Genomic DNA, 14,956 nt, shown 5'->3' on the forward strand with positions numbered 1-14,956 from the left:
GTCACACCCGTTCCCATACCGAACACGGAAGTTAAGCTCTTTAGCGCCGATGGTAGTTGGGGGCTTCCCCCTGTGAGAGTAGGACGTCGCTAGGCGCAAAAAGTCGCTGCTGATACACTCAGTAGTGGCTTTTTTTATTTTTATATAAATATTATTTAACTTAACTGAAATAGAACAAAAAATAGAGACATTCCATCACGATAGGTGAAATGTCTCTTTAAATATTTTAAACAGTTATAGCTCGTAGCTCTACACGTCGGATTTTCCCCGATGTTGTTTTTGGCAGCTCATCTATAAAGACAATACTGCGTGGGTATTTATATGGCGCTGTTAAAGCTTTAACGTGCTCCTGAAGCTCTTTTGTTAATTCTTCCTCATCACGGTCTCGGAAGCTCTCACGTAGGATTACAAAGGCTTTAACAATATTACCTCTAATTTCATCTGGTGCAGCGACAACAGCGCATTCTTGTACAGCCTCATGCTTATTTAAAGCATCCTCTACTTCAAATGGACCAATTGTATAGCCTGATGAAATAATAATGTCATCTCCACGTCCTTCAAACCAGAAGTAACCATCTTCATCGCATTTTGCTTGGTCTCCTGTAATATACCAATCGCCTCTAAAAGCAGCTTGTGTGCGTTCAGGTTCACGATAATATTCTTTGAATAAAGCTGGTGATGATTTGTGGACAGCGATATCTCCGACTTCTCCTACAGGTGCCTCATTGCCCTCATGGTCAATAATACGCACAATATTTCCTGGTGTAGGAACACCCATAGAGCCAGGTCGTAATTCGGTGTTTTCAAGTGTACCAATTAATAATGTATTTTCCGTTTGTCCATAGCCATCTCGTACTTTAAGGCCGAAATTTTTCATAAATGTTTCGATTACTGGACGATTTAACGGCTCGCCTGCAGATACGGCACTTCTTAATTCAGCTAATTTGTAATCTTTTAGATTATCAATCTTTGCCATAATACGATATTCAGTAGGTGTACAGCAAAGTACATTTACTTTTTCGTCCTGAAGAAGCTGAAGATAAGTATGAGGATCGAAACTACCATGATAGACGAAAGCAGTTGCTCCTAACATAATCGTCGATAAAAATGGACTCCAAATCCACTTTTGCCAACCTGGTGCTGCTGTAGCCCATACTAGGTCACCTTCACGTACACAAAGCCATTTGGAAGCTGCTGTTCGAATATGCGCATAACCCCAGCCATGAGAGTGAACTACTCCTTTAGGTTTACCCGTTGTTCCGGAAGTATATGAAAGAAACGCCATATCATCACGTTTTGTAGCTACAGCCGTAAAGTTTGTTGATTGCTTGTCAGCTAATGCATCTAAAGATACCCAATTGTTTGTAGCATTACCAATGACTAATTTATTGTTTAAAGCCGCGACGGAAGAAGTAATTTGATCAACCTCGCTAGTAAAAGCCTCGTAGGCAATAACTGCTGTTGCAGAAGAGTGTTCCATACGATACTCTAAATCACTTGCACGTAACATCTCAGAACAAGAGATAGGAACTATACCAGCCTTTAAACAACCTAGGAAAACAAAATATGCTTCTGGTAGACGTGGAATAATGACTAAAACACAATCACCCTTTTGAAGTCCCTGTTCAGTAAACGCATTCGCGTATTGATTCATTTTTTGACATAGGTCGGCATAAGAAATTGTTCGACGATTTTGCTTTGTATCCAACCATCTTATAGCTTGACGATCACTATCTTGCGAAAACTTCTCTAATTCCTCTGTGATGTTGTAAAGTTCTGGTGCAATTAAATCATTTGTTACCATATATGAACATTCCTCCCCAAAACAAATTTAATAGAAAATTCTTAAAACTATTTTTATTTTAGCAATTACAATAATATACAGCAAGAATATTTGATGCACAAAATAGAAATATTAGATTTAATAGAGAACTATTGTGCTTTAGTACCTACGAATTAAAAATTATGCAATAAATTAAATAATTTTTTTTGAAAAAGTATTGCATAATTTAGAATGCTTGCTATAATAATAAATGTACTTAAGAGGTTGTTAAAACCGAATTGAATAGTATTGTTCCGAAGTAGCTCAGTTGGTAGTAGCACCTGACTGTTAATCAGGTTGTCGCAGGTTCGAGTCCTGCCTTCGGAGCCATTTTTTTGCCCTTTTTTAATTAAAAGTTATTTTTAAAAAGAAATTATTGAAAAAGGCTTGCATCATAATAAAAATGATGTTAATATAAATCTTGTCTTGTTTGAGACATAACGAATGGCCCCTTGGTCAAGCGGTTAAGACACCGCCCTTTCACGGCGGTAACACGGGTTCGAATCCCGTAGGGGTCACCATTTTCTAAGCATCGTAGTAATGCATAGGCTTAAAATGATAAATAAACTGTGAAGAAATAAACACCTGTCTCTATGGAGGATTAGCTCAGCTGGGAGAGCATCTGCCTTACAAGCAGAGGGTCGGCGGTTCGAGCCCGTCATCCTCCACCATATTGTGTTTTTTTTCGGAGGGGTAGCGAAGTGGCTAAACGCGGCGGACTGTAAATCCGCTCCTTAGGGTTCGGCGGTTCGAATCCGTCCCCCTCCACCAGTTTTATTTATACAAATGAATGGGGTATAGCCAAGCGGTAAGGCAACGGATTTTGATTCCGTCATGCCCTGGTTCGAATCCAGGTACCCCAGCCATTCATTTCTTAATTTGAGCCATTAGCTCAGTTGGTAGAGCATCTGACTTTTAATCAGAGGGTCGAAGGTTCGAGTCCTTCATGGCTCACTTTTCTATAATTTAAATTCAAAAGTGTAACATTAACTACAGATACTAATCTCTTGCTGAAAACAGCAGGAGATTTTTTTTGCTATTTTAAAATGTATAAATATACGATTTTTTGTGGGGTTGAGCCAAGTACATTGTAGGCTTTACAATAGTCTTATTAAGAAAAGGGGGTATAAAATAATGAATAAACATCAAGTATCAATTATTGGAGTTCCAACAGATTACGGACAAACACGAAGAGGAGTTGACATGGGGCCAAGCGCAATCCGCTATGCGGGAGTTGTAGAGCGATTAGAAGCAATTGGTCACAAAGTAGAGGATCAGGGAGATATTCTTGTTAGCCAAGTACAAGAGAGTAATAAAATAGATAAACAGCTATTAAATTTAGAAGAAGTTGTAGATGTTAGTACATCGTTAGCAAATCAAGTACATGAAGCATTAGAGCAAAAAAAATTCCCACTTGTCTTTGGTGGAGATCATAGTATTGCAATCGGGACACTTGCAGGACTAGGTGAGCATTTCAAAAACTTAGGCGTTATTTGGTTTGATGCACATGCGGATCTAAACACACCTGAAACTACACCATCTGGTAATATTCATGGTATGCCACTTGCTGTTAGTATTGGCTTAGGGCATGAACGCCTTGTACAAATTCGTAACTATGCACCAAAGGTTAAACCTGAAAATGTAATTATTATCGGGGCGCGTTCAGTAGATCCTGGTGAGCGTGAGCTAATTCGCCAACAAGGAATTAAAGTATATACAATGCATGAGGTAGATCGCCTTGGAATGACGCGTGTAATGGAAGATGCTATTGCCTATTTACAAGAACGTAAAGTAGATGGCTTACATTTATCGTTAGACTTAGATGGTCTAGATCCACTTTATACACCAGGAGTAGGTACGCCAGTGCCAGGTGGCATAACATATCGAGAAAGTCATTTAGCGATGGAAATGCTACAAGAATCAGGAATGCTAACATCTGCTGAGTTTGTTGAGGTAAATCCAATATTAGACGAAAAAAATAAAACTGCAGATGTAGCTGTGGCATTAATAGGTTCTTTATTTGGTGAGACACTAGTTTAATTCCAAATTGTGAAAATATTGTTTATCGCCACATTGAGTAAAAATCTTTTGTTATAATTGAATATAAATTGAAACTTTTCTTATAGTCGGGCCGTATAGTATAAGACAGTTGTAAAGGTGGAGAAGTAAACACAATGGATGCGTTAGTAAATAAGAGAATAAAACAAGTGCTTAAAGGCGATCAAAACGCATTTGCCGATATTGTGAGTCTCTATCAGCACAAACTGTACCAAGTATGCTACCGAATGTTAGGAAACAAGCAAGAATCTGAGGATATTGCACAAGAAGCGTTTGTTCGCGCTTATATGAATTTGCATACTTTTGATCAAAAAAGAAAATTTTCGACGTGGCTTTATCGAATTGCGACGAACCTCTGCATAGACCGTATTAGAAAGAAAAAGCCGGATTATTACTTAGATGCGGAGGTAGCTGGTACAGAAGGGCTGGATATGTATTCGCAAATTGCAGCAGATGACCAGCTACCAGAAGAGCAGTTAGAGCAGATGGAGCTACAAGATCGCATTCAATATGAGATTGGACGATTGCCGGATAAATATCGTTCAGTTATAGTATTGAAATATATTGAAGAATTATCGTTACAAGAAATCAGTGAAATTTTGGATATGCCTCTTGGGACAGTGAAAACGAGAATTCACCGCGGACGTGAAGCATTACGAAAGCAATTAAACAATCTGTAGGAGGGGGAGCGTCATGAATATTTGTCCAGAGCATATCATAGATTATATGCATGATTATTTAGACGGTGACATTAGTCGTGAGCATGAACAAGAGTTGAAACAACATTTGCATTCATGCGGTGATTGCAAGCAATTGATGCAGGAATTGAGTGAAACGATCGCCTTTGTGAAGAGTGCTTCCCATATTACAGCACCTCCAGATTTTGAAGCTGCGGTGATGGCTCGTTTACCGAAACCCAAAAGTCGTGTAGGTATGCAAAAATGGATTCGCCGTCATCCGTTCTTTGTTGCGGCAGCAGTTTTCTGTTTATTTATGAGTGCTACTTTATTGGGTAACTTTATGGATGATCAGCATTTCTCTGTTACAAAACAACCAAACCTAGTTGTTGAAGGACAAACGGTTATAGTACCAAAAGGTGAGGTTGTAAAGGGCGATATTGTCGTTAAAAATGGCGATTTAATTGTTGAGGGTGAAGTAGATGGCAATGTAACGATTATTAACGGCCAGTATATGGCATCTTCTGCAGTTGTTTCAGGTAAAATCGAGGAAATAGACGAAGCGTTTGAATGGTTATGGTATTCCATCAAAAATTCCGTTAAGACTGCAATGACATTTGAGGAAAAAGAAACTAAATAGAACTCTATACGTCCTACATGGTAGTGCACGTGAGAGGATGAAAGGTCTACTCATCTGGGTAGACTTTTCTTTTGAAAAAAGTTACATTTGAAAAGAATGTGCTATACTTAAATGTGTATGGATTCGCAATGAAAAGTGGGGGATGCCACGTGCAAATTATCGAACAATTCACGGATTTAACACCAGTGAATATTGTTATTAACTTCATAGATGTACTGCTCGTTTGGTACGTTGTTTATAAAATTTTAACCCTCATTAAAGGGACGAAAGCTGTCCAATTATTAAAAGGCATTTTCGTCATTATTATTGCACGCATTGCAACAGACTTTTTGGGGTTAGAAACATTAGGATGGATGCTAAAACAAGTAATCGAGTTTGGTTTCTTGGCTATCATTATCATCTTCCAGCCTGAAATCAGACGTGGTCTTGAGCAAATTGGCCGAGGCAAGCTGTTCCAACGTTCAACAAGTCAAGAAGAAGAAGAGCAAACTAGACTGATTGAGGCTATGAAGAAATCTGTTAGTTATATGGCTAAACGCCGTATTGGTGCGTTAATTTCTATTGAAAAAGACACAGGCCTAAATGAATATATTGAAACGGGAATCGCTTTAAACGCAGAGGTTTCGTCTGAATTACTTATAAATATTTTCATACCGAATACACCACTTCATGATGGGGCTGTCATTATGCAGAAAGATAAGGTCACAGCAGCTGCTTGCTATTTACCGCTTTCTGAAAGTCCGTTTATTTCGAAAGAGCTTGGAACACGACATCGTGCAGCTCTTGGGCTCAGTGAAGTAACAGATGCGATTACGATTGTCGTATCTGAGGAAACTGGAGCAATTAGTATTACGTTAAACGGTAATCTACATCGCAATCTTTCTCTAGAGGAATTCGAAACACTATTACGTAAAATGTGGTTCGGCTCAGTACAAGAATCTAATGCAGCCTCTAAGTTGACTTGGAGGGGGAAAAAGAATGGATAAAATGATGGATAGCCCTTGGGTTTTGCGGATCATTGCACTTTTCCTAGCGTGCTTACTATTTTTCTCTGTTCGGACTGAATTATCTTCTACAGATAAGACGGCGATGAATGAACAGATGGAAGTGATTCAAGATGTCCCAGTAGAGGTTTATTATGATGACGATAATCTTATTGTAACGGGTATACCGAAAACAGTTAATGTCACGATTAAAGGACCAAAGCAAATTGCTTTAAATACAAAGCTAGTGAAGGATTTCTCAATATTTGTTGACCTAAATGATTTATTAATAGGTGAACATAATGTCAAACTACAATACGAGAATATTTCTGATAAATTGCAAGTGACGCTCGACCCAGCAACAGTGAATGTAAATATTGAGGAAAAGGTCACACAAGAATTCCGTGTCGATCCTGAAATGAATAATCGTTTAATTGATGAAGGATATTACCTAAAAGGAATGTCTGCCAACCCAGCGACTGTGTTTGTAACAGGGGCAAAAAGTGCTATTGAGAGCATTAGTTATGTGAAAGCAACTGTAACGGGTGAACAAGGTCTGAAACAATCCTTCTCTCAAGAAGCGGCAGTTAAAGTGTTAGATCGCGATTTAAATAAACTAGATGTGACGATAGAACCAGAAAAAGTAAAAGTGCGAGTAGATATTGGAGAATATAGCAAAGAACTACCGGTCTCAATAAAGGAAACTGGTAAAGCAGCAGAAGGCATTACAATAAATCAATTAACGCTCGTTACGCCTACGCTAAAGTTATATGGGAGAAAATCGATTATTGATGTTTTAACAGAAATACCTGTTGAAATTGATTTGTCAAAAATTACTGAATCAAAAACATATGAATTTGATGTAAAATTACCAGATGGTGCGACTAAAGTATCTGAACAAAAAATTAAAATTAAAGCAGATGTTACTAAGGCAGAAAAAGCCGACAAGGTAGAAAAGGTAGAAAAAGAAGAAAAAGAAACGCCTGCAAATGCTGAAACAAAACCTGAAGAAACAAATCCTGATTCTGTCACAGAAGAAGATATTGATTCTTAAACAATAACTGACTATAATTTTAACTTGATTCATTAGAGATTCCTGTCTCAACAAATCATGCTTTCTAGCATAAATCAAAATGCTACGAACAAGTGAGGCTCAGGTTAACATTATTACAAGTGCGATTTAGTTAGATTAAACGCACAACGCCTGAGTACCAATAGCTTGGAGCTATAGAGCCTCTGAAAGATAGTTAGAGAGGCCTAACTACTACTACATGAATGAAAAAAGACTTTTCCAAAAGTAAGCAGACGAGCCGTCCGATTGTCCGCAGGAAACAGCATGATGCGGTCGTCTTGCATTGAAGGAGAGAACAATTAAAATGGGTAAATATTTTGGAACAGATGGCGTCCGTGGCGTCGCGAATAGTGAATTAACACCGGAATTTGCATTTAAACTAGGCCGCGTAGGTGGCTATGTTTTAACGAAGGATGCAACAGCAACAGGGCGTCCAAAGGTATTAATTGGTCGTGACACACGTATTTCAGGCGAAATGCTTGAAGGTGCACTGGTAGCCGGGCTATTATCAATCGGCGTAGAGGTAATGCGTCTAGGTGTAATTTCTACACCAGGTGTTGCTTATCTTTCCCGAATTATGAGTGCAGATGCAGGCGTCATGATTTCAGCTTCACATAACCCAGTTGCCGACAATGGCATTAAATTTTTCGGTCCGGATGGTTTTAAACTAACTGATGCACAAGAAGCAGAAATCGAAGCAATTCTTGATGCAGAAGATACATTGCCACGTCCAATTGGAGCAGATTTAGGTATTGTAAGTGACTACTTCGAAGGTGGACAAAAGTATATTCAATACTTAAAGCAAACGGTAGATGAAGAATTTGATGGTATTCATGTGGCACTAGATTGCGCACATGGTGCAACATCATCACTAGCGACTCATTTATTTGCTGACTTAGAAGCAGACATTTCTACAATGGGTGCTTCACCAACTGGTCTTAACATTAATGACGGTGTTGGTTCAACACATCCGGAAGGTCTTGCTACATTTGTTACTGAAAAGGGTGCAGATGTTGGTTTAGCATTCGATGGTGATGGGGACCGCCTAATCGCAGTAGATGAAAAAGGTAAAATCGTTGATGGCGACCAAATTATGTTTATCATTGGTAAGCACTTAAATGCAGTCGGTCGTTTAAAAAAACAAACGATTGTATCTACTGTGATGAGTAATATGGGCTTCTACAAGGCTGTTGAAGAAAACGATATGCACAGTGTCCAAACAGCTGTAGGTGATCGTTACGTTGTAGAAGAAATGCGTGCCAATGAATACAACCTAGGTGGCGAACAATCAGGCCATATTATTTTCTTAGACTTCAATACAACAGGTGATGGTCTGTTAACAGGTATTCAACTTGTCAATATTATGAAGGCTACTGGGAAAAAACTATCTGAGCTTGCGGCAGAAATGACGATTTTCCCACAACGTTTAGTAAATGTACGTGTAACAGACAAGCATGCAGTGACGGAAAATGCAAAAGTTGCGGCCGTAATTGCGGAAGTTGAATCTGATATGGCTGGTAACGGTCGCATATTAGTTCGCCCTTCAGGTACAGAGCCACTAGTTCGTGTAATGGTGGAAGCTGCTACAGAAGCGGACTGTGAACGTTATGTAGAACGTATTGCAAATGTAGTACGTAGTGAAATGGGTTTAACAGAATAATTGTCATGTAACTCGATCTCTCATTATTGAGAGATTGAGTTTTTTTATGTTTGAAATAGATTGGAGCGGGAAGAATACTATTGAGTCACAATAACAAGGGGTGTTTTATTGATATGGCTAAAATAGCAACAGTAATAACAGATATGTTTGAAGATGTAGAGTATACAAGTCCAAAGGAAGCGTTAGAAGCAGCAGGTCATGAGCTAGTAACAATTGATACTGAGGCTGGAAAAGAAGTAAAAGGTAAACATGGGGAGAAAGTAAAAATCGATAAAGGTATTGATGAAGTCAAAGGTTCAGAATTTGATGCATTGTTCATTCCAGGTGGCTTTTCACCAGATATTTTACGTGCAGATGATCGTATTGTAGCCTTCGTCAAAACGTTTATGGACGACATGAAGCCAACCTTTGCGATTTGTCATGGGCCACAGCTTCTAATAACAGCGAAGACTTTAAACGGGCGTGATGCGACAGGCTATAAGACCATACAAGTGGACTTAGAAAATGCAGGTGCTAATTTCCATGATGAAGAAGTATTTGTTTGCCAAAAGCAATTAGTAACAAGTCGTACGCCGAAAGACTTACCCGCTTTTAATCGAGAAATTGTGAAATTACTTGCAAGTAAAGAGAGCTAATTAAAGGGCACTCTAAATAATCTTAACGTAAGATGCAACCTGTGATACATGTTGTGTCTTACGTTTTGTATTGCTTCTAAAGAATCTTATTCATTAGTATGAGATTGTAATACTGCTAGAATCTTGGCGAAGCTAATTTTTTATGTCTTTGCACTAAAATTCGCCTTAAAAAAGGAGGAAAAGAAGAAGTTTTTATAACGAAAATTTGACGAATAGCATATGATTGAGTATTATGGAGAAGCTGACGGCTTGGCTAGACCTTGACCGCTTAGCAAGTGCAAAAGGGGGAAAGATAGCACATAAATCGGAAAACAATTATAGCGCCTGAGCTGAGGAAATTGGACGAAGACATCTTCAGCAGACGAGGTGGAGGTTTATCGAAAATTCGGCGGATGCCTCCCAATCGACATACCCGATTGTCATTTTTCATTTTGAAAGCATTTAAGTGATTGAATGTACAGAAAATGGAGAAGGTATAAGTAAAAGCAATAGATAAATAGGAAAACTTCACATATCGAAGCAAAGCACTATTTTAGATGGCTGAAATAGTACGAGGATGTGCGCGCATAAGTATGCTTATTTTTGAGATGAAAATAAGTGGTACTGTTTACGCCCACTGAAAAAATTTCGATACGCTGAGGTCTAGTTTGTCATTGCGTTAATATGACAATATCGGAGGAAAAGTTATTATGTGTGGAATTGTAGGATATATTGGTGAATCAGATGCAAAGGAAATTTTATTAAAAGGGTTAGAAAAGCTTGAATACCGTGGCTATGACTCAGCAGGTATTGCTGTGCGCAATGAAGAGGGCGTAACGATCTTCAAAGAAAAAGGTCGTATCGCTGACTTACGTGAAGCAGTAGACGAGGACGTTGCTGCAAAAGTTGGGATTGGTCATACACGTTGGGCAACTCACGGTGTGCCAAACCGCTTAAACGCTCACCCTCATCAAAGTGCATCAGGTCGTTTTACGATTGTGCATAATGGTGTTATCGAAAACTATCATTTATTACAAAAAACATATTTAAAAGGCATTCCAATGAAGTCTGACACAGATACAGAAGTTATCGTGCAGTTAGTTGAGCTATTTGTGAAGGATGGTCTGCAAACAGCAGAAGCATTCCGCAAAACATTATCATTATTACACGGCTCTTACGCACTTGCATTGTTAGATGCTGAAGTGGCGGATACAATTTTTGTTGCGAAAAACAAATCACCACTTCTTGTAGGTGTAGGTGAAGGCTTTAACGTAGTTGCATCAGATGCGATGGCAATGCTACAAGTAACGGATCAATTCGTGGAATTACACGATAAAGAAGTTGTTATCGTACACAAAGGCAGTGTGGAAATTACAAAATTAGATGGCACAGTAGTAGAGCGTGCACCATATACAGCAGAGCTTGATATGAGCGATATTGAAAAAGGTACGTACCCTCACTATATGTTAAAAGAAATGGATGAACAGCCAACGGTTATCCGTAAAATCATTCAAGCATACGAAGGCGAAAATGGCGATTTAACAATTGATGCAAATATTTTACAAGCATTGCAAGCTGCAGACCGTTTATACATTATCGCTGCGGGCACAAGCTATCATGCAGGTTTAATTGGTAAACAATATTTCGAGAAAATGGCTGGTATTCCTGTTGAAGTGCATATTTCAAGTGAGTTTGGCTACAATATGCCATTACTATCAGAAAAGCCGCTATTCATCTTTATTACACAATCAGGTGAAACAGCGGATAGCCGCCAAGTGCTTGTAAAAATTAAAGAGCTAGGTTACCCAACATTAACAATTACAAACGTACAAGGTTCGACGCTGTCACGCGAAGCAGACCATACGCTATTATTACACGCAGGTCCTGAAATCGCAGTAGCTTCTACTAAAGCATATGTAGCACAAGTCGCAGTACTTGCAGTAACAGCTTATGTAACAGCAAAAGCAAGTGGTCAAGGCTTAGAATTTGATTTGAAACAAGAGCTTGCGATTGCAGCAAACGGTATTCAAACAATTATCGATTCAAAAGATGTATTAGAAGATATCGCAGAAGACTATTTAAAAATTGCACGCAATGCATTCTTTATCGGACGTAATATCGATTTCTGTGTAAGTCTTGAAGGTGCTTTGAAACTTAAAGAAATCTCATATATTCAAGCGGAAGGCTTTGCAGGTGGCGAACTCAAACACGGTACAATTGCTTTAATTGAAGAAGGAACACCAGTATTCGCCCTTGTAACACAGGAAGCGGTAGCATTAAATATTCGCGGCAATGTTAAAGAGGTAGCTGCACGTGGCGCTTATCCATGTATTATCGCAATGGCTGGCGTAGACGAAGACGGCGACCGTTTAATCATTCCGCATGTCAATGAATACTTAACACCACTCGTTTCAGTAGTACCATTACAGTTAATTAGCTACTATGCCGCATTACACCGTCGTTGTGACGTTGATAAGCCTCGTAACTTAGCTAAATCAGTAACTGTAGAGTAGGGCTGGAGAGTTTGCGTTTGTTGTAGTTTTATAAAAAAGATTCTTTAAAGATCCTGCTATAATATGCAGGATCTTTTCTTATTCCACAATCGGGCCATATTGTTGAGTTATAAGCGTGAACTTGAACTATATATTGAACACTATAATTACAAACGTATATAAGTAAAATTAAAAGGATTGAGCTCGGTACAATACCGAATTCAATCCTGAACTTAATATAGTGTTTTAGTGTCATATCAAAAAAGATAGGCGCTGGGTCATGATGCAGTAGGGATAATATTTACTATACTTGCATAGTAAACACCTCTACATTTTTTCTAGTATATTTTTTATGGGCTTTTGAAGTACGTCTATAATGGCAGCAATGATAGCTGTTACTAAAATTCCTATTAGACCAAGTGCTATCGGACCTGCTGCGTCTTCACCCGTGAACATAGCAAAAATCCTTAAGTAAACTATTATAAATAAAATGAAGATAATAATTGTAAAAGCACACTTTTTTATAACCTTCAAGGATTTAAGGGATACCTCAGAAAACGCATTGTTTATATTGATATAACTCAATAATTTATATGCTTGATACAACGCAACAGAAAACGTAATGCATACTCCATAGGCACTTATTAGCAATGGATATATCGAGTAATCTCCTGGACGCACTTTTGCATCTCGTATAGCTGCTTGAGGTAACCAATATATACACACAGCAAGTACCGCAACGCCAATAAGAAAAGCAACGGTCTTTAAGAAAAAAGTTGAACTTAGTTTAACATTCATTTGAAGCACCCCACTGATTTAATAATAATATGTTTTAATACGATATTAGTTTATTTTTTATCGTTTATCAATATATTTATGTTGTTTTTCATAAAATTATTATTGCTATTAAGTAATTATTTAATAATCTCGTAGGAATTGTACTTCAGTTATTATGAAAACTAATATACGTTTTGTCAAAATTAGAAGGATGTTAAGATACCCTAATACCATAGCGAAAAACAATCTATATTTATTGTAAAACGATAAATTTTATGTTAAATTTATTTTGTCATTAAATAACTGAGGTGCTTACTATGAATGTTAAACGCGGTTCAACCACTTTTTTAAAGGTAATTATTTTTCTGGCTGGAATTGCAGTTCTTGCTTTATGTATATTTTTAGTGCCCCATATAGCGAATTTTGCATCGGAATTGTATCCAGATATTTCACCGATGAAATATCTCATTTTCATCGTAATGTATGGAGCGGCTGTACCTTTTTACGTTGCTCTCTATCAGGCCTTTAAACTTTTACGGTACATTGAGGAGAATACAGCGTTCTCGGAATTATCAGTAGAAGCATTAAAGAACATTAAGCGTTGTGCGATTATAATCAGTAGTTTGTATATATTGGGTATGCCACTCTTCTCTTTTATCGCGAAGAAGGTTGATCCTCCTGTTGGATTTATAGGACTTATTATCATTTTTGCTTCGTTCGTTATTGCCGTTTTTGCTGCTATTCTTCAACGGCTTTTACAAGAAGCGATTAACATAAAATCAGAAAATGATTTGACGGTCTGAGGTGGATGATATGGCGATTATTATTAATATTGATGTAATGTTAGCAAAGCGGAAAATGAGCGTAACGGAGCTTTCGGAGAAGGTTGGAATTACTATGGCGAATCTTTCTATTCTAAAAAATGGGAAAGCAAAAGCAGTTCGTTTTTCAACATTAGAAGCGATTTGCAAAACTTTAGATTGCCAGCCTGGTGATATTTTGGAGTATAAAGGCGATGAAGATACTGAATAAAAACAGATAATAAATCTGATTAACGAACAGGAGTTAATAGAGAATTAAAGGGGATAGCATAATTGCTATCCCTTTTTTGCTTTTATTTAAGTAATATGTACTGTTTGCACATCAATAGGGAACCCGTTAAAGTACCCGACTTTGATTTCGCTTAACATGTACATAAGTCGTGATGTTTATAGAACTTAACTCTGTTTTTTATTGCTCAATTATAGCCCTTATCCATGTAGCGATGTCAATTGCGACGAGCCATTTGCTCTATACCATCAACGATTACTTTGTACAGTTGGTGCGGCAGGTCATGACCCATGCCGTCAACCAACATTAGCTCGGCACCTGGGATGGCAGAAGCCGTGTCCTCGCCGCACGCCATGACGAACATGGGATCGTCCACCCCATGAATGACAAGTGTTGGTACTTTTATGTTCGCCAGCAGCGGACGACGATCACCAGAGACAGCGATAGCAGCAATCTGTCGTCCGACGCTACCTGGATTATATGCTCGGTGGGCCTCCTCCAAAATGAGCGCCCGATAAGCTTCTTCTTCAAACGGATAGCCTGTGCCGGCGATGCGTTTGGCAAAAGAGAGGCTGTGCGCCAAAAATCCTGCTTCATCCTCAAATGGGTTTGGCGCCGGTTTAGTCATCATTGCCATGACATCTGGTGCGGTTTGCGGAAGGGCGGGATTACCGGAACTGGACATAATGGATGTAAGTGATAACACACGTTTAGGGTACTCGCTGGCTGCAATTTGGGCGATCATTCCGCCCATCGATCTGCCTACAAAATGTGCACAATCAATTGATAGGGCGTCGAGCAATCCAATAGCGTCGTTGGACATGTCATCGAGAGTATAAGGGATGTCCGGTCGCTGTCCTGACATGAGAGCAGTCGCAAGAGCGTCAAAATTCAGCGTCGGATAATGGCTAAAGTGGGTCGAGCAACCGACATCGCGATTATCGAAGCGGATTACACGAAAGCCCCGCGCTGCTAATATCCAGCAAAACGAATCCGTCCAACGGATCATCTGGGTTCCAAGCCCAGCGATTAGGATAACAGCCTCGTCATTCTCGTTACCGAAACTGTCATAGGCCAATTCGACGTCGTTGACTTTTAGGATATTTATCAT

General features: G+C 38.8%; 13 protein-coding genes, 6 tRNA genes and 1 rRNA gene. 17 read left to right on the forward strand and 3 right to left on the reverse strand.

The window, feature by feature from the left end; genetic code table 11:
* A 5S ribosomal RNA gene (gene rrf, locus ACIP9G_RS19055) occupies window positions 1–95 on the forward strand; the annotation flags it as partial.
* A gap of 131 nt (window positions 96–226) precedes the next feature.
* Here rrf and mbcS read toward each other — a convergent pair.
* Window positions 227–1,804: an acyl-CoA synthetase MbcS gene (mbcS, locus tag ACIP9G_RS19060; protein WP_401021454.1), complete on the reverse strand. Its 1,578-nt coding sequence runs from the start codon at window positions 1,802–1,804 to the stop codon at window positions 227–229.
* Window positions 1,805–2,075: 271 nt separating this feature from the next.
* On the opposite strand from mbcS, the gene ACIP9G_RS19065 reads away from it, so the two are divergent.
* The 14 genes from ACIP9G_RS19065 (at window position 2,076) to glmS (ending at window position 12,039) form a co-directional block, all read left to right on the forward strand.
* Window positions 2,076–2,152 (forward strand) — tRNA-Asn (locus ACIP9G_RS19065).
* 116 nt (window positions 2,153–2,268) lie between these two features.
* Window positions 2,269–2,343: transfer RNA gene (locus tag ACIP9G_RS19070), tRNA-Glu, on the forward strand.
* A 74-nt stretch (window positions 2,344–2,417) separates the two neighbouring features.
* Window positions 2,418–2,493, forward strand: a tRNA-Val gene (locus tag ACIP9G_RS19075).
* A 16-nt stretch (window positions 2,494–2,509) separates the two neighbouring features.
* Window positions 2,510–2,593: transfer RNA gene (locus ACIP9G_RS19080), tRNA-Tyr, on the forward strand.
* Between the two features lie 20 nt (window positions 2,594–2,613).
* Window positions 2,614–2,688 (forward strand) — tRNA-Gln (locus ACIP9G_RS19085).
* Window positions 2,689–2,703: 15 nt separating this feature from the next.
* Window positions 2,704–2,776 (forward strand) — tRNA-Lys (locus ACIP9G_RS19090).
* A gap of 180 nt (window positions 2,777–2,956) precedes the next feature.
* Window positions 2,957–3,862 carry an arginase gene (rocF, locus tag ACIP9G_RS19095; protein WP_340821803.1) on the forward strand — a complete coding sequence of 302 codons (906 nt, stop codon included), beginning with the start codon at window positions 2,957–2,959 and terminating at the stop codon, window positions 3,860–3,862.
* Between the two features lie 134 nt (window positions 3,863–3,996).
* Window positions 3,997–4,560: an RNA polymerase sigma factor SigW gene (gene sigW, locus ACIP9G_RS19100; RefSeq protein WP_004225410.1), complete on the forward strand. Its 564-nt coding sequence runs from the start codon at window positions 3,997–3,999 to the stop codon at window positions 4,558–4,560.
* A gap of 13 nt (window positions 4,561–4,573) precedes the next feature.
* Window positions 4,574–5,197 (forward strand): zf-HC2 domain-containing protein, encoded by a 624-nt coding sequence (locus ACIP9G_RS19105; RefSeq protein WP_340821805.1) that lies wholly within the window; start codon window positions 4,574–4,576, stop codon window positions 5,195–5,197.
* Between the two features lie 149 nt (window positions 5,198–5,346).
* Window positions 5,347–6,183, forward strand: coding sequence for a diadenylate cyclase CdaA (gene cdaA / locus ACIP9G_RS19110; RefSeq protein ID WP_340821807.1), 837 nt, complete (start codon window positions 5,347–5,349; stop codon window positions 6,181–6,183).
* Window positions 6,176–7,234, forward strand: coding sequence for a CdaR family protein (locus ACIP9G_RS19115; protein WP_340821808.1), 1,059 nt, complete (start codon window positions 6,176–6,178; stop codon window positions 7,232–7,234). The genes cdaA and ACIP9G_RS19115 overlap by 8 nt, the downstream gene beginning before the upstream one ends.
* 322 nt (window positions 7,235–7,556) lie before the next feature.
* Window positions 7,557–8,912, forward strand: coding sequence for a phosphoglucosamine mutase (glmM, locus tag ACIP9G_RS19120; protein ID WP_340821809.1), 1,356 nt, complete (start codon window positions 7,557–7,559; stop codon window positions 8,910–8,912).
* Between the two features lie 113 nt (window positions 8,913–9,025).
* Window positions 9,026–9,547, forward strand: coding sequence for a type 1 glutamine amidotransferase domain-containing protein (locus ACIP9G_RS19125; protein ID WP_401021458.1), 522 nt, complete (start codon window positions 9,026–9,028; stop codon window positions 9,545–9,547).
* Between the two features lie 689 nt (window positions 9,548–10,236).
* On the forward strand, window positions 10,237–12,039 hold the full coding sequence (gene glmS / locus ACIP9G_RS19130) for a glutamine--fructose-6-phosphate transaminase (isomerizing) (RefSeq protein WP_340821812.1): 1,803 nt from the start codon (window positions 10,237–10,239) through the stop codon (window positions 12,037–12,039).
* Window positions 12,040–12,345: 306 nt separating this feature from the next.
* Here the strand turns inward: glmS and ACIP9G_RS19135 are convergent, their stop codons facing one another.
* A complete protein-coding gene (locus tag ACIP9G_RS19135; protein ID WP_401021461.1) occupies window positions 12,346–12,816 on the reverse strand; it encodes a DUF2975 domain-containing protein in 471 nt (156 codons plus the stop codon).
* 296 nt (window positions 12,817–13,112) lie between these two features.
* On the opposite strand from ACIP9G_RS19135, the gene ACIP9G_RS19140 reads away from it, so the two are divergent.
* Window positions 13,113–13,598 carry a DUF2975 domain-containing protein gene (locus tag ACIP9G_RS19140; protein ID WP_401021463.1) on the forward strand — a complete coding sequence of 162 codons (486 nt, stop codon included), beginning with the start codon at window positions 13,113–13,115 and terminating at the stop codon, window positions 13,596–13,598.
* Between the two features lie 10 nt (window positions 13,599–13,608).
* Window positions 13,609–13,827, forward strand: coding sequence for a helix-turn-helix domain-containing protein (locus ACIP9G_RS19145; protein WP_401021465.1), 219 nt, complete (start codon window positions 13,609–13,611; stop codon window positions 13,825–13,827).
* 235 nt (window positions 13,828–14,062) lie between these two features.
* Here the strand turns inward: ACIP9G_RS19145 and ACIP9G_RS19150 are convergent, their stop codons facing one another.
* Entirely contained in the window at window positions 14,063–14,953 is an 891-nt protein-coding gene (locus ACIP9G_RS19150; RefSeq protein WP_401021741.1) for an alpha/beta fold hydrolase, read from the reverse strand.
* Between the last annotated feature and the right edge of the window lie 3 nt (window positions 14,954–14,956).

Origin of the sequence: Lysinibacillus sp. NPDC093197 (genome assembly GCF_044754025.1) — a bacterium.
Lineage (GTDB): Bacteria > Bacillota > Bacilli > Bacillales_A > Planococcaceae > Lysinibacillus.